The organism is Myxococcota bacterium (genome assembly GCA_039030075.1).
Classification (GTDB): domain Bacteria; phylum Myxococcota_A; class UBA9160; order UBA9160; family SMWR01; genus JAHEJV01.
In genome coordinates this window covers 185,768-210,496 of record JBCCEW010000006.1, presented here as the reverse complement: position 1 = coordinate 210,496, position 24,729 = coordinate 185,768, and the positions used below count along the sequence as shown (strand labels likewise).

Annotated in this window: 22 protein-coding genes; 11 read left to right on the top strand and 11 right to left on the bottom strand. The window is 69.1% G+C overall.

Annotated elements, in window-relative coordinates; translation table 11 throughout:
- Positions 1-2: 2 nt before the first annotated feature.
- Entirely contained in the window at positions 3-1,796 is a 1,794-nt protein-coding gene (locus AAF430_09025) for a tRNA uridine(34) 5-carboxymethylaminomethyl modification radical SAM/GNAT enzyme Elp3 (GenBank protein ID MEM7410362.1), read from the bottom strand.
- A gap of 27 nt (positions 1,797-1,823) precedes the next feature.
- On the opposite strand from AAF430_09025, the gene AAF430_09020 reads away from it, so the two are divergent.
- The 3 genes from AAF430_09020 (at position 1,824) to AAF430_09010 (ending at position 4,227) form a co-directional block, all read left to right on the top strand.
- Positions 1,824-2,582 carry a class I SAM-dependent methyltransferase gene (locus AAF430_09020; protein MEM7410361.1) on the top strand — a complete coding sequence of 253 codons (759 nt, stop codon included), beginning with the start codon at positions 1,824-1,826 and terminating at the stop codon, positions 2,580-2,582.
- A 206-nt stretch (positions 2,583-2,788) separates the two neighbouring features.
- The gene (locus tag AAF430_09015; GenBank protein ID MEM7410360.1) at positions 2,789-3,508 is read left to right on the top strand and encodes a TrmH family RNA methyltransferase; all 720 of its coding nucleotides are present in this window, start codon (positions 2,789-2,791) and stop codon (positions 3,506-3,508) included.
- Complete coding sequence (locus tag AAF430_09010; protein ID MEM7410359.1) at positions 3,505-4,227, top strand: DUF4328 domain-containing protein; 723 nt, start codon at positions 3,505-3,507, stop codon at positions 4,225-4,227. The genes AAF430_09015 and AAF430_09010 overlap by 4 nt, the downstream gene beginning before the upstream one ends.
- On the opposite strand, the gene AAF430_09005 is transcribed toward AAF430_09010, so the two are convergent.
- Positions 4,188-5,483, bottom strand: a complete 1,296-nt coding sequence (locus AAF430_09005; GenBank protein ID MEM7410358.1) for an MFS transporter — start codon at positions 5,481-5,483, stop codon at positions 4,188-4,190. The genes AAF430_09010 and AAF430_09005 overlap by 40 nt on opposite strands.
- A gap of 150 nt (positions 5,484-5,633) precedes the next feature.
- On the opposite strand from AAF430_09005, the gene AAF430_09000 reads away from it, so the two are divergent.
- Positions 5,634-8,354, top strand: a complete 2,721-nt coding sequence (locus AAF430_09000; GenBank protein ID MEM7410357.1) for a protein kinase — start codon at positions 5,634-5,636, stop codon at positions 8,352-8,354.
- A 21-nt stretch (positions 8,355-8,375) separates the two neighbouring features.
- On the opposite strand, the gene AAF430_08995 is transcribed toward AAF430_09000, so the two are convergent.
- The 3 genes from AAF430_08995 to AAF430_08985 all read right to left on the bottom strand — a co-directional run bounded on the left by AAF430_08995 (position 8,376) and on the right by AAF430_08985 (position 11,497).
- Complete coding sequence (locus AAF430_08995) at positions 8,376-8,780, bottom strand: biopolymer transporter ExbD (protein MEM7410356.1); 405 nt, start codon at positions 8,778-8,780, stop codon at positions 8,376-8,378.
- Between the two features lie 142 nt (positions 8,781-8,922).
- Positions 8,923-10,329, bottom strand: coding sequence for a hypothetical protein (locus AAF430_08990; protein MEM7410355.1), 1,407 nt, complete (start codon positions 10,327-10,329; stop codon positions 8,923-8,925).
- A complete protein-coding gene (locus AAF430_08985) occupies positions 10,319-11,497 on the bottom strand; it encodes a sulfotransferase (GenBank protein ID MEM7410354.1) in 1,179 nt (392 codons plus the stop codon). The genes AAF430_08990 and AAF430_08985 overlap by 11 nt, the downstream gene beginning before the upstream one ends.
- A 431-nt stretch (positions 11,498-11,928) precedes the next feature.
- On the opposite strand from AAF430_08985, the gene AAF430_08980 reads away from it, so the two are divergent.
- Positions 11,929-12,534 carry a PEP-CTERM sorting domain-containing protein gene (locus tag AAF430_08980; protein ID MEM7410353.1) on the top strand — a complete coding sequence of 202 codons (606 nt, stop codon included), beginning with the start codon at positions 11,929-11,931 and terminating at the stop codon, positions 12,532-12,534.
- On the opposite strand, the gene AAF430_08975 is transcribed toward AAF430_08980, so the two are convergent.
- Genes AAF430_08975 through AAF430_08960 form a run of 4 tightly spaced genes read right to left on the bottom strand, consistent with a single transcriptional unit; the run spans position 12,511 to position 16,235 of the window.
- Positions 12,511-12,930 carry a hypothetical protein gene (locus AAF430_08975; GenBank protein ID MEM7410352.1) on the bottom strand — a complete coding sequence of 140 codons (420 nt, stop codon included), beginning with the start codon at positions 12,928-12,930 and terminating at the stop codon, positions 12,511-12,513. The two genes, AAF430_08980 and AAF430_08975, sit on opposite strands and share 24 nt — an antisense overlap.
- Positions 12,927-13,655 (bottom strand): TVP38/TMEM64 family protein, encoded by a 729-nt coding sequence (locus tag AAF430_08970; protein MEM7410351.1) that lies wholly within the window; start codon positions 13,653-13,655, stop codon positions 12,927-12,929. The genes AAF430_08975 and AAF430_08970 overlap by 4 nt, the downstream gene beginning before the upstream one ends.
- Positions 13,656-13,665: 10 nt before the next feature.
- Positions 13,666-15,651 (bottom strand): prolyl oligopeptidase family serine peptidase, encoded by a 1,986-nt coding sequence (locus AAF430_08965; GenBank protein ID MEM7410350.1) that lies wholly within the window; start codon positions 15,649-15,651, stop codon positions 13,666-13,668.
- A gap of 56 nt (positions 15,652-15,707) precedes the next feature.
- Complete coding sequence (locus tag AAF430_08960; protein ID MEM7410349.1) at positions 15,708-16,235, bottom strand: helix-turn-helix domain-containing protein; 528 nt, start codon at positions 16,233-16,235, stop codon at positions 15,708-15,710.
- A 236-nt stretch (positions 16,236-16,471) separates the two neighbouring features.
- Here AAF430_08960 and AAF430_08955 point away from each other — a divergent pair, with 236 nt between their 5' ends.
- The 6 genes from AAF430_08955 (at position 16,472) to AAF430_08930 (ending at position 22,705) form a co-directional block, all read left to right on the top strand.
- Positions 16,472-17,539, top strand: coding sequence for a dihydrodipicolinate reductase (locus AAF430_08955; protein ID MEM7410348.1), 1,068 nt, complete (start codon positions 16,472-16,474; stop codon positions 17,537-17,539).
- Positions 17,540-17,598: 59 nt separating this feature from the next.
- Complete coding sequence (locus tag AAF430_08950) at positions 17,599-18,378, top strand: SDR family oxidoreductase (GenBank protein MEM7410347.1); 780 nt, start codon at positions 17,599-17,601, stop codon at positions 18,376-18,378.
- A gap of 103 nt (positions 18,379-18,481) precedes the next feature.
- Complete coding sequence (locus AAF430_08945) at positions 18,482-19,687, top strand: efflux RND transporter periplasmic adaptor subunit (protein MEM7410346.1); 1,206 nt, start codon at positions 18,482-18,484, stop codon at positions 19,685-19,687.
- The gene (locus tag AAF430_08940) at positions 19,684-20,364 is read left to right on the top strand and encodes an ABC transporter ATP-binding protein (protein MEM7410345.1); all 681 of its coding nucleotides are present in this window, start codon (positions 19,684-19,686) and stop codon (positions 20,362-20,364) included. Before AAF430_08945 ends, AAF430_08940 begins: the two co-directional genes overlap by 4 nt.
- Positions 20,361-21,530 (top strand): ABC transporter permease, encoded by a 1,170-nt coding sequence (locus AAF430_08935; protein ID MEM7410344.1) that lies wholly within the window; start codon positions 20,361-20,363, stop codon positions 21,528-21,530. Before AAF430_08940 ends, AAF430_08935 begins: the two co-directional genes overlap by 4 nt.
- Positions 21,527-22,705 carry an ABC transporter permease gene (locus AAF430_08930; protein ID MEM7410343.1) on the top strand — a complete coding sequence of 393 codons (1,179 nt, stop codon included), beginning with the start codon at positions 21,527-21,529 and terminating at the stop codon, positions 22,703-22,705. Before AAF430_08935 ends, AAF430_08930 begins: the two co-directional genes overlap by 4 nt.
- A gap of 10 nt (positions 22,706-22,715) precedes the next feature.
- Here AAF430_08930 and trpS read toward each other — a convergent pair whose 3' ends face one another.
- Positions 22,716-23,726: a tryptophan--tRNA ligase gene (gene trpS, locus AAF430_08925; GenBank protein ID MEM7410342.1), complete on the bottom strand. Its 1,011-nt coding sequence runs from the start codon at positions 23,724-23,726 to the stop codon at positions 22,716-22,718.
- Complete coding sequence (locus AAF430_08920; protein MEM7410341.1) at positions 23,723-24,697, bottom strand: aminotransferase class IV; 975 nt, start codon at positions 24,695-24,697, stop codon at positions 23,723-23,725. The genes trpS and AAF430_08920 overlap by 4 nt, the downstream gene beginning before the upstream one ends.
- Positions 24,698-24,729: the final 32 nt, after the last annotated feature.

The window sequence follows — 24,729 nt, the reverse complement described above, 5'->3', positions numbered from 1 at the left end:
CGTCAGACGGGCCTGACGCTCTCGCCATTGCCGGAACGGCCGATGTCGCCCCGAAACTGGTAGAGCGCTCCGTCCCGAAATCCCAGGCGGCGGTAGTAGGCGCGGGTCCCGATGGCCGAGATCACCGCGAGCCGCTCGAAGCCGGCGCCGCTCGCGATCCTCGCCGCTCGATCGATGAGCCGCGCCCCCAGCCCGGAGTGCTGTGGAGCGCGCGCGTCCCGTCGGCCCAGCGGCAGCGACGCGCCGTAGACGTGCACCTCGCGAATCAGTGCGGCGCCCTCGAGCTCTGCGAGGTCCACCTGGGTGGGAAGTGTGAGCCGCAGAAAACCCGCCAGCCGATCCTCCGCGTCGACCCATTCCAGGAACCAGTCGGTCCCCACCTCGGTATCGAAGCGCGTCTCGTGCAGCCGCAGCCCGCCTGCGGCGGGCGCCTCGCCGCGCAGCTCGCGACGTCGGATCTCGTGAATCGCCGTCCCGGCGGCGTGAAGCCGGCGCTCCGCGACCTCGCGAAGGTTCGCTGTGTGGGTGCCGGCAACCACGTCATGAGAGGAGAAGTCCCGAATCACCCGGGTGAGACGACACCAGCGCGGCGTCGCAGCGATGCACTCTCCCAGCAGATCGACCAGTGTCTCGTCGTCGTAGGCCCACCACTCGCCGCGCGCGTGATGACGCGCAAGCTCGGCGCTCTCGATGAGCATGCACGGGTAGAGCTTCAGCTCGTCGGGACGGAACGCGGGATCGTCGAAGAGTCGGCGGAAATCGCGCGCGTCCGATGCGGCGTCGGCCCCGAGCAGGTTCGGCATCCAGTGCGCGTGGATCTTGAAGCCGGCGCGTCGCAGACAAGCGAAGGCACGGCGGGTCGCAGCGGTGTCGTGCCCTCGCTGGTTCGCGAGCAGGATGTCGTCGTCGAGGCTCTGGACGCCGAGCTGGACCTTGGTGGCCCCGAGTGCACGCAGCCGCTGCACCTCGTCCGGATCGATGCGATCGGGACGCGTCTCGAGCACCAGACCGACGCAGCGCGTGCCCGCGTGCTCGTTCTCGCGCTGCGCCGCGGTCAGCGATTCCCCGCTTGCCGACTCCGTCGCATCGAGCAGAGCCCCGTGCTGTGACTCGAGATGCGCGCCGATCGCTCGGTTGTACGCTCCGACCTCGACCGACGCCCCCTCGATGGCGGGCACGCGGCGAAAATCGGCATCCACGCTGCCCGCGGCATCGCGCCGATCGCGCCCCGCGCCGAAGTCGTTCATCGCCTCGAAGCAACGCGTGACGAACCAGCGCTGATAGCGCTCGGGATAGTGGGACCAGGTACCGCCGAGCACGATCAACTCGACCTTGTCGGTGGGGTGTCCCATGCTTCGGTACGCGTCGAGGCGGTTCCAGGTCTGGAGATAGGGATCGAAGCGGTTGTCCTCTGCGCGCTGGGCCCCCGGTTCGTCGGCGAGGTAGCTCTTGGGCATGCGGACGTCGTTCGGACAGAAGATGCAGGTCCCCGGACACGGGAACGGTTTCGTCAGGACGGTGACCGGCGTGACACCCGAGAGCGTGCGGACGGGCCGCATGCGCAGCCGCGAGACGAAGTCGGCTTCGCTGATGTCGGCGCGGGCTCCGAACGCGCGGAACCCGGCGATGATCTCGGTCTTCGAGAAGAGCCCCCGCCCGTCCTTTGGATGGCGCTTCACGAGCCGATCGAGGGTCTTGGCGTCGAGCGGCTCGGTCGTCGCCAGCGCATCGATCAACCGACACAGTGTGTCACGATGGGGGGCGGGATCGAAGGCGGCACGGGGGCTGCGCTGCACGGCGGCGTCAGGGTATCGCGAGACCGCGTGAAGCCGGCCACCCGCGCGACCCTTCTGGAGGTGAACCGGCGCTTCTACCGGGACCACGCCGAGGCCTTCGCCGGCAAGCGGGAACGGCCCTGGCGCGGTTGGGACGCCCTCTTGCCCCGACTCGAAGACCTGGGGCGCGACACCGACGCACCCCGGCTCCTGGATCTGGGCTGCGGCCACGGACGCTTCGCCGCCTTCCTGCGCACAGCACCGGCGCTCGCCGCCTGGACCCTCCACGGTGTGGATGCCAGCGCCGGGCTCCTCGCTCGGGCACGGGCGCGCGAGCTCGGCGACTGCCGCTGGGATCAGATCGACTTCGCCGGGCCCGACGCACTCCCCCGCGGCCCCTATGCCAGCGTGGTCGCCTTCGGTGTCCTTCACGGCATGCCGGGGGAACGCGAACGCCAACGTCTCCTCGAGGCTTGCGCCGAGCGGCTCCTGCCGGGTGGCCTGTTGGTCTTCACCACCTGGCGCGCGCTGGCCGACCCGCGACTCGTGTCCCGGATCCGCCGGTGGTCGGCCTGGGACACCGCGCGTTTCGGGCCCCTGGACGTCGACGACCTCGAGGCGGGCGACCACCTGCTCCCCTGGGACCAGGCCCCGGACGCCGTGCGCTACTTCCACGCGTTCGAGGAGGCCGAGCTCGAACGGCTCTCGGCCGGGCTGGCCGAGCGAGGCGTCTTGCTCGTCGAGCGCTATCAGGCCGATGGCAAGCGCGGCGCGGGCAACGACTACTTCGTCTTTCGCGGTTCGTGAGGGAGCTGTAGACTCCGCAGCCCGGGCTCCACCGAGCCTCCCCCCGATCGGCCCCCTCTTCTTCCAACCTCCCCCCGATCACGGCGTCCCGACGCTTCGCGCGATACGAGCGCGAGGGTGGGTGCAGGGGCTGGGGTGACATCCAGTTGGTGTGGGTCTCCGCGGCAGGAAGTGCGGCACGGGCGTGTCCGCGCAGAGCCCCCGCGATGAGTGACGCGCGCACGCGGGTGAGCGGCGCGGCCGAGGTCGGACGCGCGCTCGACGAACAGCGCTTGGTGCGCCGCCTGGTCGTGGCCGAAGACGCGGAGCCGGCCCTCGCCGAGCTCGTCTCGCGCGCGGAAGCCAGCGGCGTTCCGGTGGACCGCGTCGCGGGCAACCGGCAACGGCGGCTCCTGGGCGACGCGGAGATCGCGGCTCTGGTCGGCCCCGATGTCGACGCGCCTCTCGACGCGGTGATGGCGCGCGGCGGAGCGGTCTGGCTGCTGGTGGGCACCGCCTACGCCGGGAACATCGGCACCGCCGTCCGCACCGCGGAAGTGAGCGGCGCAGACGGCGTCTACGTCGACAACGGTTTCGACCACGAGCAGCGTCGCGAGACGCGACGCGCCTCGATGCGCGCGGACCGCTTCCTTCCCTTCGCCTGGGAGTCGGCAGGAGAGGTCCTGGGCGCTGCGCGCCGCGCGGGAAAACGCATCGTGGGCGTCGAGGACAGCGGCGCGCTCGCTCCCTGGGAGTGTGCGCTCGCCGAATCCGTGCTCTGCGTCGTGGGCGGCGAGTCCGAAGGCGTTCCCCCCACGCTCCTGCGTCGCTGCGACGACGTCGTCCGCATCCCGATGTCCGGTTTCGTGACCTCCTACAACCTGCAAGCGGCCGTCGCGATGCTCGCCGCCGAACGCTTGCGTCAACTGGGGAACGCATCCGTATGAGTTCCGACCGCCTGAGCCTGACCCCGCCCTACGTGCCGACCCGCACCCTCTCGCAGGTCGTCGCCGCCGTCTTCGTGCTGGGAGCGGTCGTCTCCTGGATCGCAGCCGGCTACGACCTGGGCGAGATCCGCGTCGTGAGTTCGATCCAGAGCGGAGAGAGTCTGGAACCTGCCGAGCGACTCGCGCACGCGAAGGCGGGGACGATCCTCGGTTGGGCCCAGTCGCTGATGGCCGTGTTCCTGGCGGCCGCGTTCCTGCCCTGGCTCTACCGGATGCGCGCGAACGTGCGGTCCCTGGGCGCTGCGGGAATGCGCTTTCGTCGCGGGTGGACCGTGCTCGCCTTCCTGATTCCCGGGCTCAACTGTTGGCGGCCCTACCAGGTCGTGAACGAGATCTGGCGGGCGAGCGACCCCGACGCACGCGCGCCGCTGGACTGGCAGTCGGTCCCGTCTTTCCGACTCGTCCTCGCCTGGTGGTGTGCACTCCTGGCCTGGCTCCTGCTCGAAGCGCTCTCGGGGCTGACGCTGCAGTTCGCCAGCGACCTGCGCAGCATCCAGATCGCCTATGGCGTCTCGCTGGTAGCCGATGCCTGCGCCGCCGTCTCGGCGAGCCTCGGCTATTTCCTGGTGAACGGGATCCAGAGTGCCCAGGAAGCCAAGGCCGCCCTGAGCGAGCCGAGCTACGCCCCCGACTTCCGCGGCGCCAACGTCCCGGCCTGATCGGGCTCTGGCGCCACGGCGGGCCGCGCCCCCACCAGAGCGACCGATCCCAAGGCGGCGATGCCCGCCAGCGCGCCGAGGCCCGGCCCGTACCCGAGCCACGCGTACATCGCCCCGAGCGCGAGCGGTCCCAACCCGCTCGCGGTCTGGGTCAGCAGCTGCACGAGCCCGAGGACGGTGCCGAAGGAACGCACACCGAAGAGCTGCGCCACCAGCAGCGACTGCAACATGAAGACGTTGCCGATCGTGAAGCCGAAGGCCGCCGATGCGAGGAACAGGGCGGGCGCGGTCTCGGCGAACCCGAGGGTTGCGATCGCCGCAGCCTGCAGGGCAACCAGACCCACCGTCAGCACGCGCTGATCGACGCGGTCCGCGAAGGACCCGACGATCAAGCGCCCGATGATGCTGGCGGCCGCGGTCGTCGAGAGCGCGAGAGAAGCGACCTCGGCCGGAAGATGCTCGCGCACGACCGAGAGCTGATGCATGGCCGCGCCCACCTGACAAAAGAGAATGCCGCTGAACGCGAAGACGAGCCGCCAGAACGTGGTGGTGCGCGCCGCCGCGCGTTGGGTCCAGAGTTCGCCGGCGGCGAAGGCCGGTCGCGACTCGGCCGGCGACTGCCCGTCGGGCGACTGGCCGACGGCGCGCGGGTCGTTGCGCAGGAGCAGCGCCGTCACCGGCCACACCACCAGACAAAGCAACCCCGCCAGGAATGCCGTGGTATGGGCGAGACCCCGCTCGAGGAGCGAAGCGGTGATCAGCGGTACGAGGACGACCCCGCCGACCGACACCCCGGTCTGGGCGATGCTCATCGCCTGAGCGCGGCGTCGCTCGAACCAGCGGGTCACGATGGCAGACGACGGAATGGCGCTCGCCAGCGCGAACCCGATCGCCAACACCGGGTAGATCTGAGCCAGCTGACCCGGCCGCTCGATGCGCCCCAGCCACACGAGGCCGAGCGCCATGATCGCCGCACCGACCCCGATCGCGACCCTCGGGCCGAACCGATCCACGGCCCGCCCGACCCAGGGCCCCACAAGCCCGGACGTCACGAAATACAGCGTGGTGGCGAAGGAGACCTCGGTGCGGGACCAGCCGCGCTCGGCAGACAGCGCGTCGAGGAAGACGGCCATCGCGTAGAAGCCGATTCCCACCACCACGAAGGAATTCAGGGACGCTCCCACTGCAACGATCCAGCCGTAGTAGACGGATCCGAAGAGTTTGCGGAGCGGCGGGTCGCCGTGGATCAGGGACAACGGGGGGCCTCGGGAACGCCCGCGGACGCTAGCCCCGGGGCCCCGCGGGCGCTCGTCGGGCCGGTCGCGCCGCGGCGGCAACTCGCGCCGGAAAGTGCCGTGGACGCTCTCAACTGCGGCCTCGCAGCGTCCGAAGAAGGAGGAGCCGCCATGCTTCGCGCTGCCCTGCCTCAACTCCTGCTCCTCGTGCCCTTGGCACTGGGCGTCGTCGCCATTCCGATCGGCGGCGAGGAGACCGCCACGTCGACGGCGCCGATCGCGGAACCCGACGCGGAATTCGTCGACGACAGCGAAGTCGTCGCGTCCACGACGACGGAGAACGCGATCGAGAGCGTGGCCCCTGAACTCGCGCCGACACCGCCGGCGGCGATCGCGAACGAGACGGCGTCCACTCCGACCGAGAGCCCGAATGCCATCTCGCGCATGACCCTCGACGAAGCGGCGAGTCTGCTCGACGAACCCGAAGCCGCGGCCACCCCTGCGGCCCCGGAAGTCTGGAGCGGTTCTCCGTCGGAACGCCTCGAAGCCCTGCAGGCCATGTTCCCCGCGTTCTGGTGGCGGGGGCTCGCCGACATCCAGGCGGGACGCCCCAGCGTGGACGCGGCCTGGTCCCTCGCGTGTATCGCGGGCTTCTTGTTGCTGATGGGCCTCTTCGCCCGCATCGCGCAGGGCAGCGGCACCGTCGCCGTCTGCATCGACTACCCGCCCGGGCTGCGCGGCACGTTCCATGTGCGCATCGCACGGCGCACGGTGGGTCCGACGCGCAGCGGCAAGTTCACCTCGCCCGCCGACGTCACGCGGGCGGGTGTGCAGGGCGTGCGGTCGCGCTCGAAGTCGCGCTTCGGCGTCTCGCGCGAGACCCAGTTCCTGCGCGTCCCGTGTCGACGGCGCTTCGTCACCGTCGATGGCTATCTCCAGACAGCCGAGAGCGAAGACGTGGTTGCCGCCCACTTTGCCGAACAGGAAGTGACGCCGAAACGGGGCGAGACGGTGCCGCTGCGCTTCGACTTCCAACCGCGCGCCTGCCCGGTGGAAGTTCGCGTCTCGTGGGGCGACCGCTCCCTCGAGGAGGCAAAGGTCGCGCGCTATGGGGCCCCGGGGTCCTTGCGACTGGTCCGCGGTCCCGTCCAGTATTCCCTCGACGTCGGGACCCATCGCCTCGTGGCGGGCAGCACCGATCGGGTGGCCGAAGTCTGCCTCGAGATCGAGTCGTTCGCGCCGCGCAACCTCGTGCTCGACCTCGGCGACCGGGAGCAGCTCCTCTTCACGGGTTGCCCAGCGGCGGTCGAGCCCTACCTGAACGGCGACGTCGCGTCGGCGGCGCGACACCTCGAGCGCGAAGGCCAGAGCCGGGTCGCCAACCTCCTGCTCGCGAACTTCCACCGCGATCACGACCGGATGGAGACGGCCGCACAGCACTTCGAGAAGGCCGGCGAAGCGGGCACCGCCGCCGAACTCTACGCGCATCTCGAGCGCTACGACAAAGCCGCGCTGCTCTTCGAACAGGTGGGCGACGACGAACGCGCCGGCGAGATGTACCGCTCCTCGGGCCAGCTGACTCGGGCGGGCGACGCCTACAGCCGCGCCGAGCTCTTCGACAGCGCTGTCGATTGCTTCCGGGACGCGGGGGAGACCCAGCGCTGGATCGAGGCACTCTCGAAGCAGGGACGCCATCTCGAGGCGGCGAAGGTCGCGATCGACGAGAACGAGCGCACCCAGGCCATCCAGTGCTTGAACCGGGTTTCGACTTCGGACCCGAATTATCCCGAGGCCGTGATGGACCTGGCGGAGGCCTACCAGAACGAGGGGCACCTCGACCTGGCCACCGCGAAACTCGAGGAGCTGCTGGCGACCCGCGCAGACGACGAGGTGCCGAACGGGGCCCTCGATCGACTCGCCGGCCTCTACGAACTCGGACGCGACACGGACCGGGCGCTCCAGCTACTGGAACGACTGCGGCTACGGGATGCCACCTGGCCCCACGTCGCAACGCGCGTGGATGCCCTGCGCAAGGCGAAGGGCGCCCAGACGACCCTGCCCGACCCGACCCAGCCGACCCTCGTCGCCGAGGGATTCAGCGATACGGGTCGCTACGAGATCCTCGAAGAGCTCGGACGCGGCGGAATGGGCATCGTGTTCCGCGCCCGCGACCGGCGGTTGGGGCGCGAGGTCGCACTGAAGCGACTCCCCGACCACATCCGCAACCACCCGAAGGCCATCCAGCTCTTCCTCCGCGAGGCCCGCGCCGCCGCGGCCCTCAATCACCCCAACATCGTGACCCTCTTCGATGCGGGGCAGGAGAGCGAGACCTTCTACATCACCATGGAGCTGCTCCAGGGCAGTCCGCTCCAGGCGATCCTGCGCGACAAGGGGCAGCTGAAGCCCGGCATCGTGGCGAAGCTCGGCGGTCAGGTGGCGACGGGCCTGCAGTACGCCCACGAACAGGGAATCGTCCACCGGGACATCAAGACCGCGAACCTCTTCCTCACGAAGAAGCGCGCCGTCAAGATCATGGACTTCGGACTCGCGAAGATGGTCGAAGAGGTGCGACGCAGCACCACGGTGATCGGCGGTACGCCCTACTACATGGCGCCCGAGCAGAGCGCGGGCGAGCAGGTCGACCACCGCGCCGATCTCTACGCGCTGGGCGTCACCTTCTTCGAGCTGCTCACCGGGCGCGTCCCCTTCAAGGACGGCGATGTCACGTTCCACCACCGACACACGCCGGCTCCCGACGTGCGCACGGTCGTGCCCGAGGTCTCCCCCGAGCTTGCGGCGCTGGTCGCACACCTGCTCGAGAAGAACCCGGCCGACCGCATTCGTTCTGCGGCCGAGGTCGTGGAGCGCCTGAGCGCGATCGCCCGGGCCTAGGGTCCCCGACGGCTCTCGGCGCTAGTCGACGACGCGCGCCGAGATCGAGACGTTCTCGACGCCGGCCTGACGGGCGGCGTCCATCACCTCGACGAGCAGGCGGTTCTTCGAGCCCTTGTCGGCCTGGATCACCACCTGGCCCTGCGGGTTCTCGGAGAAGAGGCGCTCGATGTTCGCGCGCAGTGCACGCGGATCGACTTCCTTGCGATCGATCCAGATCTGATCGTTCGCCGTGATCGCCACCAGGATGTTGCCGCGCTCACGCCGCTCGGCCGTAGCCGCCTTCGGCCGCTCGACCTCGATGCCCGCTTCCTTCACGAACGAGGCGGTCACGATGAAGAAGATCAGCATGATGAACACCACGTCCAACATGGGCGTGAGATTGACTTCGCTGTCTTCCTGGGTCTGGGCGCGTTGCTTTCTCATGATTCCTCGAAGGGCGGGTCCGCGGGCGTCGCCTGGGGCGGTCGCCGGACGGGGATTCTATCAGCCGGGGCGCGCCTTGGGGTGCGAATTCCCCCCGGGCGGGGGGAGCGCACGAGCGCAGCGGGATCGCCCTAAACCCCCGCTAGAACACGCGGAAACGCCGCTGCACGGATTCGGCCCGGCCCCGCACCCGAGCCGCCCGCTCGTCCGGGCCCACCTCGCGCACGTCCTCGGGCAGATGCGCGCGGATCGCGTCGAAGGGCACTTTCTCGGCGCGGATCGTGGGCCACTGATCCGGCGGCGGCTGCTCGGTGTAGGCCCAGCGCGGGGTCAGGAAACCCTCGCGATGGCCGCTGGTGTCGAGCCAGTTGGGAACGCCCGGGTCGCGGTGGGCGACGACGTAGCGGTAGACGCCATCCGAATCGCATTCCACCTGGAACCCGTTCAGGCTGCTGTGGTGATGCGCGTAGTCGATCGACTCGCCCCACAGGTTCCCGAGGTGGAAGCCCATGTACTGGGGCGAAATCTGGACGCGCGCCTCGATGATCAGCGCCTCGTCGGGCTCGAGCTCGTAGACGCCGCCCGCGTAGATGTTGGTGCTCTGACCGCCACCGGTCGCCCCCGAGGCGGCGTTCGGCGCATTGAACGCGTTGCGCGGCATGAAGCGCTCGCCTTCCTTGCCGTCGCGCTTGCCGTACACCTCGAGCAGCACGGTGTAGAACTCGTTCCAGAAATGCATCTGGCCGCGCACGAGCTCGCCCATCTTGCGGAGCTGAGCGGCGGCTTCGGCCGGATCGTAGGCCGGCGGATGTTCGCCGTCGGCGCCCACCCGCGTGATCGTGAGAAGCGCGGCGTCTTCGCGCTCCCAGTCGTAGAAGAGCTGGCGCCCGCTCACCCACTCGGCGTAGCGATCGACATTGCCGGTGGGATCGTCGGGACTCGGCCGCGACGTCTTGCGATAGCTCGAGATGAAGTTCCCTGTGTGGCCTTCGGGTCGCTCGGGGGCGAGCAGGATCTCGAAGGTCCCATCGGCGTCGACCTCGATGTGCGAGGAGTCGAGGCGACCCGTCTGGGCCTTCACGCCGGGGCGCAGCTCCGCCAGGCTGCCCGAATCGCCAGCGATGCATCCCTGGGAGAGTTCGAAGATCAGGTACTGGGGCGCGAGGCGCCCCTCGGGCGCGCGCTCTTCTCCGCGCCAGTGGCGGTGGTCGTCGACCTTGCCACGCACGATGTAGCTCTCGCGCCCATCGATCGGCGCCATGAAGTAGATCGCGTCCGCGTTCTCGATGGTCGCCTTGTTGATGATCGAGAGGGCGTTGCGGAAGAACGGGAAACGGGCGTCTCCGTGGAAGGCACGCTCGATGGCGTGGTGCATGAACCCGGCGAGGTAGCGATAGCCCTCGGCGAGGTTGCGATCGTTGGCGGGCGCCGGCATCAGCTCGGGCTGATCGATGCCGTCTCGCGCTCGCTCCAACTCGCGGAGCATGTCGTCCCAAGCCGCGCGGAGTTCCTTCTGCGCGTCGGCGATCGCGGTCGGATCATTGGCCATCGGTGTCCTCCGAGGAAGGCGCGTCGACGTCGTCTTCCGCGTCCCACTGGTAGCGATCGAAGAGTTCGGAAAGGCCGGCGCGGATCGCGTCGGGCTCGAGGCCGAAGCGCTCGAGGCTGTAGCGGTGCGACGACTTGTGTTTCCGCGCCCGCTTTCCCTCGGCGAGAAGACGCTCGCGGTAGGCCGCCGAGACGGGGATCTCGAGATCCCGGTACACCCCTTCGATCGCGGCCGCCGGGTCGGCGACGACATCGCGGTAGTCGACGATCGAGACGCGCGTCTCCGGGTTCCGCTCGAACACCTCGAGCGGGTAGAGATAGGTGTCGAAGGACTGATCGGCGAGGATCTTGAGGCAGCGCTCCTGACGCTCGGGCGGCCAACCCAGCCGCTTCCATCCCGATTGCACCAGGCTGAGGAGACTGGGGATCGTCTCGTAGGGGTTGCGCATCGGCACCACGAAGCGCGCGTCGGGAAACGTGTCGATCAACGTCTGAGTGCGGCCGGGGAAGACGGGATTCTTGCTGAGGTGGATGCGGTTCGAACCGTTCAGGTAGAGCTGCCGCTTGATGCAGTCGGCGTAGAAGCGCATCAGGCGTTTGCGCTCGGCCTCGGGCCAGCGATCCACGTAGTAGAAATCCAGGTCGCCCATGTAGGGCATCTTCGTGATCCAGAAACCCGAGGCGCAGGAGTAGTAGAGGACCTGGTCGTCCTCTTCGGGCTCGGTCAGGCCCGTCGGGTGGGCGGCTCGGCTCGCTTCGTAGTGGGTCTCCTCCCACTTCCGGAGGCGCTTCTCGATGCTCCCGCCCAGCACCGCCGCGTCGAAGCGCGCGAGCGCGCGGATGGCCTTCTTCTGCAGGAGCGACGGGAAGAACATCTCGTAGAGCCGGAACGAGCCGAACCGATCGCCGTCGTTGCTCATGAGTCGATGCACGAGCGTCGTGCCGCTGCGTGCGTGGCCGATCACGAACACGGGTTCGCGGATCTCGATCCGGTGGAGCCCCGGGAAGAGGATCCCATCGAGGAAGAAGCACACCGCGTGGAACGCGGACACCGGGGGGATCCAGAACAACAGCTTCGCGAGGTAGTAGCCGCGCACGCCGGCGTTGGGCTCGGCCCAGGCGAGGCGGAGCATGCGGAAGTAGTTCGCGAAGTGGAAGTGGAACCACATGGGGGAGGATCGCGCGGTGGGAGGGAGCTCGAAGCCGCGCCAGTCTACCTCGGACCCGCGCCGACACCCGGTCGCTATCTCTTGCCTGACCAACTGGCCTGACCCGTCCGCCGAAGCCGGGGGCCACGCTGGTCCTCGGAGGGACCGCGCCTCCAAGTCACAGGCGCAGGACGAGGGTCCGGACGCGGCATCACGCGCCGCGTCGCGCGGAAGGGGCGTAGACGGCGGTGGACGCGGTATCCCGCCCGGTGCGCACCCTGCGGGGCCCGCGGCGGGCCTGCCAGCGGGGTTGCGGGCTGTTTTCCTACACTTGCATGCGATGCAAACCTGATAGGCTTTCCAACGCGTGAGTCGCGTTCCCTGGGAAGGAGAGCCGATCCCAGGGAGACGTCATGTTCCGAGATTCGTTTCTCCGCGCCCTCGTGCTCGCGATGCTGCTTTCGACCGGCGCCCTGCTTCCGACCCGCGCAGACGCGGGAAGTCTGACTCTGTCCAGTGACAAGCTCGTCGTGTCGCAGGGAGAGATCTTCACGATCACGGTACGGGGCGTGATCGAGGACGGTGACCCCACTTTGCCGGGCGGGCTGGCGTTCTTCTCCTACGACCCGAATATCGTTCTGCCACTGGGCCAGACCGAGGCAGCGGAGATTCTCACCTCGTTCTCGGGCGCGGCTCCGTGGATCCGAAGCGCGCTCGAAGGCAGTTGCTCCGGGGACAAACACGACCCGAACTACTGTCGAGCAATCGACCAGATCACCTTCCCCAGCATAGAGACCGTCGACCCCACCGCGGTCGTTTCCCGCTTCTCGTTCCAAGCGATCGCCCCGAGCGGTAACGTCGCGGAGTTCGAATTCAGGAACTTCATCTGGTTCGGCGAGCTGAGCGGGCCAGGTGGCGCCACGTCTAGGCAATATGGCTACGAGGCCAACGTCTCGCTGCCCGGCATCAGCGTCACCATCTCACCCGAACCCACGACGGGCGCACTGCTCCTCTTCGGCCTCGGTGGCCTGGCGCTAGGCCGCAGGCGCGTCCGGTAGCGGCGCCAGGTCGGGCGCGACGAAACCGGCCTTCGCTTCCGGCGTGAGGATCTGTGCGCGGGTGTAGTAGAGCCGCAGCAGCGTCTTCGTGAGCAGGTGTGGGTTCGCTGCGGCGAAGGTGTCGAAGTGTTCGCCGGGACCGTGGTGATGCAGCTGTGCGGCGATCACCCGGGCCCACGCGACGGTCACCGTTTCGTGGTAGCCGGACACGGCAGTCTCTTCGACGCGGTTCGCGCGGTTGAGACGCTGGATCCCGGTCCGGATCTGCTCGAGCGCGGTGTCCCAGGGGAGATCGCGCAGGTAGAGGAACGCCATCCGAATGTGATCGCGATGGGTCCAGTCGTCGGAGGAGATCGCCGCCGACTCGAAGGCGGCCAGGAACTCGGTGTCGGTCACGTCGCTTCCTCTGGGCTCGGTGCGTCGTGTCGGAAGAAGCGCGCCATGCCCAGCAGGTCCCATTTCTCGATGGCGCGCGGCACCAGCAGAAGGGCGACGGCGACGGCCACGCCGATCCACAGCGAGCCGCGCGCAGCGGAGCTCAGCTCGGGTCCGTAGTAGGTGTAGACGAGCGTGATAGGCAGCATGCCCAGGAAGGTCGCGACACCGAAGCGCAGCGGGCTGATCGACGTCAGGCCGGCGCCGTAGCTGACGAGATCGAAGGACACCGCCGGGATCAGACGCGACGCAAAGACCACGCCGGTCAATAGCTTGTCCGAGCAGGCGGGGCAGAAGGTCACGTGCCCCCCGAGCGCGCGGGAGACGAACTCCGCCCCGAGTTTGCGCGCGATCCAGAAGCTGATCAGCGCACCGACGGTGGCGCCGACCGCGGCGTAGAGCCCGCCCGCCACCCATCCGAAGTGCACGCCGGCTGCGACATCGAGGGGCAGGCTCGGCAGCGGCGCCGCCACCACGACCAGCACCATGGCGGCCATCAGGACGAGCGGCGCCCAGAAGCCGCTGCGCTCGAGCAAGGCGACCAGGGGCTCGGTGGCGAACCAGTCGACGTCACCGAAGACCCGATCGACTGCGACGAGTCCCACCAGCAGCAGCACCACGAGCGCGCCCTTCCACCAGAGACCCGAGCGTCCGGACTCGACGTGGGGCTCGGCGGGCATTGTCATGTCCGGTGCCTCAGAGCGGTTCGACGGCGCGCAGGTGCGCCTCGAAGAAACGCGCCAGGCGCATGTGGAAATCGATCCGCTGCTCGGCCTCGAGGAACACGTCGAGCGCGCCGCGGTACAAGAAGAGCTCCGGGGGACGCCCCGCCGCTTCGAGAGCCCTTGCCAGGCGCTGGGTCTGGGCCACGTCGACGAAGGGGTCCTTCGTCCCATGCCCCAGGAGAACGGGAACCCGCATGCGCTCGGCCTGGTGCGCCGGCGAGATCACTTCGAGCAGCTCGAGATCGCTCGGCAGCGTCCCGTAGACCGGCCCGTTCGGATCGAGGTTCACGTATTCGCGAGGCGCATCCACCAGGGCGCGCAGGTCGGTGAGCCCGCCGAAGCTCGCCACCGCCCGAAAGCGCGAGGGTTCGCGCAGCGCGCTCGCCAGAGCCACGTAGCCGCCGAAGCCCCGCCCGTAGATCCCGACCCGCCCCGGAGCGGCGATGCCCGACTCGATCAGCCAGTCGACGCCGTCGTCGACGTCGTCCTGGATGCGTCGGCCCCACTGGCGCCAACCGCGCTGCTCGACGGCGCGCCCGTAGCCCGTGCTGCCCCCGAAGTTCGGCTGAAAGACCGCGAAGCCGCGATCGGCGAGGAACTGCACGGTGGCGTCCCAGCCCCACGAGACGCGCGCACTCGGACCGCCGTGGGCGATCACGATGACGGGCAGCGGACCGCGCTCGCCGCGCGGAAGCGTCAAGTAGCCGTGCAGCGTGTTGCCGTCGCGCGTCGGAAACGAGACGGCGCGCGTCTCGGCGAGGCGGTCGGCAGAGACATCCGGCAGCGCTTCGTAGAGGAACTCCATTTCGCCGAGCCCAGCCCGCAGCAGATAGAAGGCGGGCGGAGATCGATCTCCGGCCACCTCGACCAGCTGCTGGCGACCCGACGCGTCGCGGCTGACGACGCGGTTGGTCGTGTGCGGAAACGCCGCATCGATCGCCGCCTGCGCCGCGGCGGCATCGGCGTCGAGGAACTGGAGCCCGGGCCGGTCACGCTCGACCTCGACCGCGACCAGTCCGCCCTCCGCACTCTCGACGTAGCCCGCGGCGACATCGAACTCCGGGTCGGTCACGACAGCGGAGCCGCGCTCCAGACTCTCCAGGTCGAGCGGGTAGACGGCCTGCCGACCGGTGTCCTCGCTGGTGCGGACGAAGATGCGACCCGGGTCCGCGTCGAAGCCGGCGAACCCGAGATCGGCGACGCGCAGGTCGTCCGTGTCGACGAGGGATTCGAACTCCTCTTGCGCCGACCCGCGAACCAGGACCAGGCGTTCGTGTCCCTGCGGCCCCCGGCCCGTGGCTGCCCGTACCGCGCCGCTCGCGTCGGTGAACCACGCCAGCAGACCGGGGCGTGCCGGCGCGATCTCGGTCCAGACACCCGACCGCACGTGCACACGTCCGACGGAAACACCGCCGACACTCGCGTCGTAGCGCTGTTCGATCACGTGCTCTTCGTCCTCGGGCAACCAGTGCAAGACCTTCGTCTCACCCTGGGCCGAGAAGGGAACGTCCCAGAGCGTTTCGCTGGGCAGTCGATCCGAGCGGACGGTCGGCGGGCGATCCGGGTGCACCGCCATGGCGTGGATGCGCCGCGCCCGACCGCGGCGCTCCCGGTCGGGGGCATCGAAGCGCAGGACGATGCGCTCTCGACCGGACCAACCGACTTCGAGCACGCGGGAACCGGGTTGATCCAGGCGCAGCAAGAGGCGCAGGGCGTCCCCATTGACCTCTTTCGCGAACAAGGACGGCGGTGCGCCGTCTAGGATCGCTGCGATCCAGCGCCCGTCGGGGGAGAGCGCTGCGTGGGTGTACGCCGGATTCGCCAGGAAGGCAGCGGCCGCCTCGCGCGTCGCCGGGTCCTGGGGTTCGGGTGTCCGCGCCCCTGCGCAGGCCGCACCCCAAACCAGCAGCAGCACGAGCCACGCGCACCGAATCCCGACCATCCCCTGGTGACCCACGCGGGCATCGTAGGGAGGAGCTTCGACCCCGTGCAAACGCGCCGCGCCGTAGGTGCTCAGAGACCGAGCGCCGGCAGCAACCGGCGCCGTAGGTACCCACGCAGCGCCGCGTCGGATCGGGAGGGCCCCGGCGCGGCCAGGAGGGACAACACGAACCGCATCAACGTCTCGCTCGCCTCGGTGGATTCGCGGGCGCTCCAGCCCGCTGCGTCGGCAAGCGGTCGGATCGCGCGTTCGGTCAGGGCGATCGCGAACGGCTGGGTGAAGCCGGCCAGAGCCGAGGCGTCGAGGGAAGCGTTGGTCCACACCTGGCGCAGGAGCGGATCGCGCTGGGTGGCACGGAGGGAGAGGCGCACGGTCTCGAGGGCCATCGCCCCCGGGTCGTCGAAGCCCGAGAGGTGGTCGGCCACCCGCGACGAGAGCGCCTCGCCCGAACGCATCAACGTGGCCTGGATCAGCTCGCGGCGGTCCTGGAAGTAGCGGTACACGGTCGGGCGGCTCACCCCGGCCTCTGCCGCCACCCCGGCGATCCCGAGTTGGGCGAGCCCGTCCCGGGCGACGCAGCGTTCTGCGGCCTCGAGCAAGCGTTCGCGCGCCGCGGCCGGCTGCGGACGATCGCCGTCCCAGGCGCTGCCACGACGCCGTGAGCGGCTCGGCCGGTTCCTGTGCGGTTTCGGGCTCGTTGACAAACGTTACACCTTGGTCGAGAGTGTAAACCTCCTTTCGATTTCCTCCAATCCGCCGCTGCCGGCCACGCAGCGGCCCCGCTGCCGCTCGGAGCGCTCACAGCCACCCGCGAGCGGCATGAACAGGAGCCTCCATGGCCTACCGCGTCATCGTCCAGGGCACGGGTTTCGTCGGCAAGATGGTGATCCGGGAACTCGTCCAGCACCCCGACTTCGAGATCGTCGGCTGCGTCGTCAGCGACGAAGCCAAGCACGGCAAGGACGCAGGAGAGATCGCGGGCATCGACCCGATCGGCGTCACCGCGACCAACGACCTCGACGCGGCGCTCGCCCTCGACGCCGACGCGGTCGCCCACTTCGGACCCACGGCGGAACGTGCCGCGCTGAACATCGACCACCTCTCGCGCGCGCTGCGCGCAGGCAAGAACGTCGTGTCGACGGCCATGACGCCCTTCGTCTACCCGAAAGCCTGCCCGCCTGGAATGATCGAGCCGATCCAGAAGGCCTGCGAAGAGGGCGGCACCAGCTGCTTCACGACCGGCATCGACCCCGGGTTCGCCAACGATCTGATTCCGCTCACCCTCATCGGGGTCTGCGGCCGCGTCGACCGGGTCCGCATTCAAGAGATCCTCGACTACGCCAGCTACACCGGCGACTACGGTCCGATGGGGCTCGGCGAACCGATGCAGACGAAAGCGCTGCTCGAAACGCCGAAGGTGCTGATCTTCTCCTGGGGACACACCGTGCCGATGGTCGCGGATGCGCTCGGTGTCGAGCTCGAGCAGATCGACACGGTCTGGGAGAAGTGGGAAGCGCCCGAGCGCATCGAGTACCAGAACGGGGTGATCGAGCCCGGCTGCTGTGCGGCCATACGCTTCGAAATTCGCGGTTGGGTCGATGGCGAACCGCGCATCGTCGTCGAGCACTGCAACCGCATCACGACCGCTGCCGCGCCCGACTGGCCCCGCGCGAAGATCGAAGAGAACGACGCCTACCGGGTGATCATCGATGGCAGCCCCAACATCGTCCAGGAGACCACGTTCCGCGGCGCTGGGGGTGATCCGAACGCGGGCGGCTGTCTCGCGACGGGCATGCGTGCGGTGAACGCCATTCCCGCCGTCTGCGCGGCCGAGCCCGGCGTTCTCTCGGCCCTCGATCTGCCGCTGGTTCCCGGACACGGCAACATGCACCGCGTGGTCTGAACGACCGCGCCCTCCCCTCTTTGATCCACTTTCGCGACGACGTCGCAGGGAGACCTCCCATGATCCTCGAAGGCAAGACGGTTCTGGTGGCTGGCGTGGGCGCCGGCCTGGGACGTGAAGTGGCCGAGACCGCGCTACGCGACGGCGCGAACCTGCTGCTGGCCGCGCGCACCGAAGCCACGCTGGAAGCGGCGGCGAAGGAGCTCGACCCGAGCGGAAAACGCGTCGCCTACCGGGCCACCGACATCTCCGATGGCGCGGCCTGTGACACGCTCGTCGCGGAAGGGGTCGAGCGCTTCGGGAGCGTCGACGCTCTGGTCGGCGTGGCGGCCTACGAGAACGCCTTCGGCGGGCTTCACGACACCGACTTCGAGAACTGGCGGAAGGCCTTCGACACCAACGTGGTCGGCATCTGGACGCTCTTGCGATCGCTCCACCCGGTCATGAAGAAGGCCGGCGGTGGGTCGATCGTGCTGATCGGCTCCCAGTCCATGTTCCTGCCGTCGCTGCCCCAGGCGGGCTACGCCGCGTCGAAGGGCGCCCTGCTCTCTTCGATGTACTACCTCGCCCAGGAACTCGGTCCCGACAACGTCCGCGTGAACATGGTCGTACCGAGCTGGATGTGGGGTCCGCCGGTCGAGGGATTCCTGTCGGCCCGCGCGAAGCAGGAGGACCGCCCGCTCGATGACGTGGTCGGCGAGATCACCGGCGACTTCGCGATGAAGCGCATGACCGCCGACGAGGAAGTCGCCGAGGCCGCGATCTTCTTCTGCTCGGACCGGGCCCGCGCGATCACCGGGCAGAACCTGCTGGTGAACACCGGGGAAATGATGCGCTGACACGGCTCGCGGTCACGGCTGCGGGCTCCTGGCGGGGTCTCCCGCCGGGCCGACTTCGGGGTGGATCGCTAGGCTCTCGGCTGCGCCTGCGCCCCGGAGTCCGATGTCCACCGATTCTTCGTCCCCCCCGGCCGCATCCGCGGCCCGGGGCCCGCGCCCGGCGAATGCGCCGGACGAGGGCCTGGCCCGCGATCTCGCCGTCCTGCGCGGCGAGGCCCGACCGGACGCCACCGGGCGCCCGCGCCGGCGACGACGCTGGCCTTGGATCGTCGGTCTGCTCGCCTTCCTGGGAGTCGGTTGGATCGTCTGGGGGCGCCTTACCGCACCTCCGGAGGTCGACCTGGTCACCGTCGCCTGGCGCGACGTGGGCTCGCCGCCGGTCCTGCTATCGGCGTCGGGCTACCTGGAAGCCCACCGTCAGATCACCCTCTCGAGCAAGGCCCAGGGCAAGATCGTCGAGATGTCCGTCGCCGAGAACCAACAGGTGGTGGTGGGGGACCTGGTGGCGCGACTCGAGAGCGACGAAGCGCGCGCCAACCTTTCTCTCGCGCGCGCCGAGTTCGCCGACGCGACGCGCGAACTCCGCCGCCTCGAGCGCCTGCAGCAGCGCGGCGCCGCCTCGCAGGCCGAGCTCGATCGAACCCGCACCCAGCGCGACGTAGCGGCTGCGCGACGCGATCTCGCCCAGGTGGCCTACGACAACCGTACGATCGTCGCGCCGATCGACGGCACGGTGATCCGCAAGATCCGCGACGTCGGCGAGTTCCTGACCATCGGTGTGACCGCCGAGGGCGACCCGGGCACGGCGGTCGTGACCCTGGCCGATCTCTCCTCCCTCGAGGTCTCGCTCGAGGTGGGCGAAACCGAGATCCGCAAGGTCGCGCTCGGCGGCGTCGCCCTGGTGACCCCCGAAGCGATGCCGCGACGCCGCTACCTTGCCGATGTCGTCGAGATCGCGGCCATGGCCGACCGCCAGAAGGGCGTCGTGCCGGTGACCGTGCGCATTCGCGAGCCCGAACGCGAGCTGCTCCCCGAGATGTCGGCGAAGGTGAGTTTCCTGGAAGCGGAGCCGAGCGCCCCGATCGAGGTACGTCGGGCCGTCCCGATCTCGTCCGTGGTGGAACGCGGCGGACGACGCGTCGTGTTCAGCGTGGAAGACGGGCGCGTGACCGCCGCGACCGTGACCGGCCGCGAGACCGAGGACGGATTCTTCGTGATCGACGAGGGCCCGGAAGAGGGCACCCCGCTCGTCGAGGCGCCGCCTCCGAGTCTCGGCGATGGCGACCCGGTGGCCCTGCCCGCGTCGTGAGCCGGCTCGTCGAGATTCGCGGCCTCCACAAGTCGTACTGGCGCGGAGACTCGGAGGTGCCCGTCCTCTCCGACCTCTCCCTCGACATCGAAGCGGGGGAGTTCGTCGCACTGATGGGACCGTCGGGCTCGGGGAAGTCGACCCTGCTCAACCTGATCGCCGGCCTCGACCGCCCCACCCAGGGCAGCCTGCGCATCGACGGCCGTGAACTTCGCGACTTCGAAGAGCACGAGCTCGACGTGTGGCGCAACCGCTCGATCGGTTTCATCTTCCAGTTCTACAACCTGATCCCGGTGCTGACGGCCGTCGAGAACGTCGAGATCCCGCTGCTGATCTCGGACCACGACGCCGACGAGCGTCGCGATCGCTGCGAGGCCGCCCTGCGCATCGTCGGGCTCGGCCATCGCATGGATCACCGACCCACCGAGCTCTCGGGCGGCGAGCAGCAGCGGGTGGCGATCGCGCGGGCCCTCGTGAACGACCCGCTGCTCGTGCTCGCCGACGAACCCACCGGCGACCTCGACAGCGAAAACGCCGAAGAGGTGCTCGCCCTCCTCCAGCTGCTGAACCGTGAAGCGAATACGACCTTCGTGATGGTGACCCACGATCCGCGCGCCGCCGAGCGCGCCGGCCGCCTGGTGCACCTCGAGAAGGGCCGCCTGGTGAGCGCCGGATGAGCGTGCTGCACGAACTCGCCCGTCAGGCGCCGCTGGTCGGACGGCAGCTCCGACGCAGCCCGCGGCGCACGGCGCTGACCTTCCTCGGCCTGGTGATCGCCTTCTTCCTGTTCACCTCCCTCGAGAGCCTGCTCTACACGATGAGCAACGTCGTCCGCGGCACGTCGAGCGACGCCCTGCTCTTCGTCCAGCCCAAGGACCGGCTCAGTCGCTGGCGCGCCCGGCTTCCGGCCAGCTACGCCGAGCAGGTCGAGAGCCTTCCGGGGGTGCGCGCCGCGTCCCCGGTGCGTTTCCACTTTGGCCAAGGCAGGCGCGAGGGGAGCTTCGCCGTGGCCATGGGCGTCACCTCGGATTCCCATCTGAAGATGGGGATTCCGATGGGCGTGACCGGAGGGGAGCTGCGGCGCTTCCTCACCGAGCGGACCGTCGCCCTGGTCGGAGAGCGTCTGCTCGCCGACAACGGCTGGAAGGTGGGCGAGCGGGTGACGATCCGGGGGCGAGGACGAACTCCGCCCCTGAGCTTCGAGATCGCCGGGGACATCGCGAAGGGAGATCGGCTCGATCGGGTCGCGGTCGTCCGGCTCGACTACCTCGAAGACGTGATGGGGGGTGCCGGCCGGGTCACCTTCGTCCAGGTCCGAACCGAAGATGCGGGCACCGCATCCGCCGCGGCCGACGCCATCGACGCGCGTTTCGCGAACTACGTGATGTCCACCGAGACCGTGACCGAGAAGAGCCACATCGCACCGTTCATTGCCGGCCTCTCGGACGCCATGAACGGGTTGCGCCTGGTGGGCTACCTGGCCCTGGCCGTCACGCTGCTGGTCGTCGGCAACAGTGTGGCGATCGGCGTCCGCGAGCGCACCCGCGAGATCGGGACCCTTCGCGCGCTCGGATACGGAAAAGAACGCGTGATCAGCCTGGTGCTCGCCGAGGCGATGCTCGTGGCCGTGACCGGCGGCGTGATCGGGGCGCTGTTCGCCTACGCCGTTTTCAGCAGCGGCCAAGTGCGCATCCCGGGCGCGGGATTCGAATTCATCACGGACCCCTCCGTGGTGCTGCGGTCGGCGTTGCTCTCGATCCCGCTCGGCATTCTGGCCGGTGCGCAGCCTGCCTGGAGCGCAGTACGCATGACCATCACCGAAGCCCTGCGGTACAGCGAATGAGCAGCGCTTTCAGCCGCGCGCTCCTCCCGCTGCGCTACGCCTGGCGCAACGCGCTCGCCCGAAAAGGGGCGACGAGCGTCACCCTGTTCGGCGTCGCGATTTCTGTGATGGTCTATGTCGTGATGGGCGCCACCGCGCGTTCTCTCGCGGGAATGGCGACGAGCACGGGAGACCCCTCGAACGTCGTGGTGCTCTCGAAAGGCGCGAGCAGCGCAGAAAGTTCGCGGCTGGACACGCCGACCGTGAACGCCGTCCGCTACACCGCCGGCGTGCTCCGCAACGCGGAGGGAGCCCCACTCGCCAGCGTCGAGCTCCTCGACGACCGGAGCGTCCCGGTGCCGGGTACCGACCCCGAGAACCCGGAGAACCGGCGCTACATCATGATGAGGGGCTACACGCCCGATGCGTTCCTCGTGCACCCCGGCGTGCGGCTGATCGCAGGGCGACTGCCGTCAGCCCCGGGCGAGCTGCTGATCGGACGGCTCGTGCCCGAGAACGTGGGCAACGTCTCGGTGGGATCCGAGCTGCGGATTCGTGATCGCGCCTACCGTGTCGTCGGCATCCTCGGTGCGGAGGGTCAATTCTTCGAGAGTGAACTCTGGCTGCCGATCGAGGACCTCCGGGGCAAAAGCGGTCGGCGCGAGTCGTCGGCCGTCGTGCTTCGAACCGAGAGCCCCGAAGAAGCCGTCGCCCTCGTCGAGCGCCTCGAGACCTCCCGTCAGGTCAGCGTGAGCGCGAAGACCGAACCCGAGTACTACGCGCGGCTCCAACGCGCGTCGGTAGCCTTCGTCTACCTGGGCAACCTGATCGGTGCGCTGATGGGACTGGGGGCGATCGTCGCCGGTGCGAACACCATGTACGCGACGATGAGCCAGCGCATTCGCGAGATGGGCACCCTGCGTGCGCTGGGTTTTGGACGCTGGCGCGTTGGAGCGTCGCTCTTGCTCGAGAGCACGCTCGTCTCCCTGCTGGGCGGAATCCTCGGGATCGGCCTCGCCTTTGCGTGGGACGGCTTCGCCCTCTCGCTGGTCGGCATGGCGTTCGAGCTCGACGTCGGCGGCGCAAGCCTCGCGCAAGGCATGATCATGGCCGCGTTGATCGGCGGCGTCGGCGGCTTCCTGCCGGCGCGTTCGGCCGCGCGCCTCGAGATCGTGGCAGCGCTGCGCCACGTCTAGGAAGGGTTGGCTAGGAGCGCGCCGCGCCCAGACCACTCGCCTCGCGGCAGCGTTCGAGCACGGGCTGGGCGATCGCTCGCGCGCGCGTCGCGCCGTCGGCGAGCACCGCGTCGACTTCTTCGGGCTTCGCTTCGAGCGCCGCCCGTCGTTCGCGCATCGGTTCGAAGGTGGCGTTCACCCGTTGGAGCAGGTCCTTCTTCACGTCGCCGTAGCCGAGCCCGCCGCCCTTGGCGCGCGCGAACATCTCCTCGCGCTCGGCCGCATCCGCGAACAGGGACCAGAGCTGGAACAGGTGCCCGGACGTGTCCTTCGGCTCCTCCACCGGCGTCGAGTCGGTGACGATCCCCATCACGGACTTCTTCACCGCCTTCGGCTTGTCGAACATCGAGATCGCGTTGCCGTACGACTTGCTCATCTTGCGCCCGTCGGTGCCGGGAATCACCGCGACCTCTTCGGGAATGTAGGGCTCGGGTAGCACGAGCAGGTCTTCGCCGTAGGTGTGGTTGAAGCGCTGGGCGATGTCTCGGGCCATCTCGATGTGCTGTTTCTGATCCTGGCCGACCGGAACGAGATCCGAGTGGTAGATCAGGATGTCGGCGGCCTGGAGCACCGGGTAGGCGAAGAGGCCGTGGTCACTGGGCTGACCCGCCGCCACCTTGTCCTTGTAGGCATGGCCGCGCTCGAGAAGTCCCATCGGCGTCACCGTCGAGAGCATCCAGGTCAATTCGGTGACCTCGGGGACGTCCGACTGGCGGAACAGCATCGCCCGCTCGGGATCGAGGCCGCAGGCCAGGTAGTCGAGGGCGACAGCGTGCGTATAGGTCCGCCGGGCGGCGCCGTCACGCACGCTGTTCATCGAGTGGTAGTCCGCGATGAAGAGGAGCATCTCGTGGGCTTCCTGCAGCTCCACGAACTGGCGCAGCGCCCCGAAGTAGTTGCCGATGTGAAGGAAGTCGCCGGAGGGCTGCACCCCCGACAGCACCCTCTTGCGGCCCTTCGTACTCGGTTCGGGAGCGCTCATCCGCGACCCGCCCGCTCGGTATCCACGTAGGTGAGCCAGTGCGCGAAGGCGGGGTCGGCGCCGCGGGTGGCCGCGCGGAAACGCTCGCGCAGGCGCTGGCTCACCGGGCCCGGAACCGCGGCCCCGAGAGGCTTGTCGTCGATCTTCGCGATCGGCCAGACGCCTGCGGTGGTGCCGGTCAGGAACGCCTCTTCTGCGTTCGCCAGTTCCTCGGGTCGGATGCCGCGCTCTTCGACGTTCAACCCCTCGTCGACGGCGAGCTCGAGGATCGAGCGCCGCGTGACGCCGAGCAGCACCTTCTCTTCGGTGGGCGTCGCCAGGGTTCCCGCCGCATCCACCAGGAACACGTTCGTCGTGGGCCCTTCCGCAACGTGACCGGCTTCATCGACCAGCAGGATCTCGTCGTAGCCCGCCTTGCGCGCGTTCCACTTCGCCTGCATCGGCGACGTGTAGTTGGCCGAGACCTTCGCCTGGGGCGGCACGATGTCCTCGCGGCGGTTCTTCACCGCCTTCTCGATCCAGATCGAGAGCGTCTCGGGCCGGTGAGGCGCCTGGGGTTTCCCCGCGTTGATGTCCGCCTGGGGATCGTAGGCCGCGATCGCGACGGTGACGCGTGGGTCGAGCGGGACCACGTCCACTTCGATCGAAGGCAGATAGGCACTGACCTTGACCGCCTTCGCTCCTGGGTTGGCGCGGACCGTCGCGCAGATGGCGCTGCGGATCGCCGCCGCGTCCAGCTCCAGCGGCAGCCCCACCAGCTCGGCCGAGTGGAGGAGGCGACCGACGTGCTCGTCCAGACGGAAGACGGCGGTACCGCCGTCGGCTTCGTGGACGCTCATGTAGTCGAAGATCAGCGAGCCCCGCTGGAGGCTGTGGGAAAGCACATGGACCGTCGCCTGGTCCCAGGGAACCAGTTCACCGTCGATCCAGATCTGCCGATGAGAGGCCGAGTTAGCCGCGCTGCTGCTCACGGGAGCAAGGTAGCCCCCGCGGGCGCGGCCTC

Coding starts and splice junctions, on each gene's coding strand:
- AAF430_09015 (MEM7410360.1), top strand. CDS start 2,789: ATGAGTGACGCGCGCACGCGGGTGAGCGGCGCGGCCGAGGTCGGACGC.
- AAF430_09010 (MEM7410359.1), top strand. CDS start 3,505: ATGAGTTCCGACCGCCTGAGCCTGACCCCGCCCTACGTGCCGACCCGC.
- AAF430_09000 (MEM7410357.1), top strand. CDS start 5,634: ATGCTTCGCGCTGCCCTGCCTCAACTCCTGCTCCTCGTGCCCTTGGCA.
- AAF430_08995 (MEM7410356.1), bottom strand. CDS start 8,780: ATGAGAAAGCAACGCGCCCAGACCCAGGAAGACAGCGAAGTCAATCTC.
- AAF430_08990 (MEM7410355.1), bottom strand. CDS start 10,329: ATGGCCAATGATCCGACCGCGATCGCCGACGCGCAGAAGGAACTCCGC.
- AAF430_08985 (MEM7410354.1), bottom strand. CDS start 11,497: ATGTGGTTCCACTTCCACTTCGCGAACTACTTCCGCATGCTCCGCCTC.
- AAF430_08980 (MEM7410353.1), top strand. CDS start 11,929: ATGCTGCTTTCGACCGGCGCCCTGCTTCCGACCCGCGCAGACGCGGGA.
- AAF430_08970 (MEM7410351.1), bottom strand. CDS start 13,655: ATGACAATGCCCGCCGAGCCCCACGTCGAGTCCGGACGCTCGGGTCTC.
- AAF430_08955 (MEM7410348.1), top strand. CDS start 16,472: ATGGCCTACCGCGTCATCGTCCAGGGCACGGGTTTCGTCGGCAAGATG.
- AAF430_08950 (MEM7410347.1), top strand. CDS start 17,599: ATGATCCTCGAAGGCAAGACGGTTCTGGTGGCTGGCGTGGGCGCCGGC.
- AAF430_08945 (MEM7410346.1), top strand. CDS start 18,482: ATGTCCACCGATTCTTCGTCCCCCCCGGCCGCATCCGCGGCCCGGGGC.
- AAF430_08935 (MEM7410344.1), top strand. CDS start 20,361: ATGAGCGTGCTGCACGAACTCGCCCGTCAGGCGCCGCTGGTCGGACGG.
- AAF430_08930 (MEM7410343.1), top strand. CDS start 21,527: ATGAGCAGCGCTTTCAGCCGCGCGCTCCTCCCGCTGCGCTACGCCTGG.
- trpS (MEM7410342.1), bottom strand. CDS start 23,726: ATGAGCGCTCCCGAACCGAGTACGAAGGGCCGCAAGAGGGTGCTGTCG.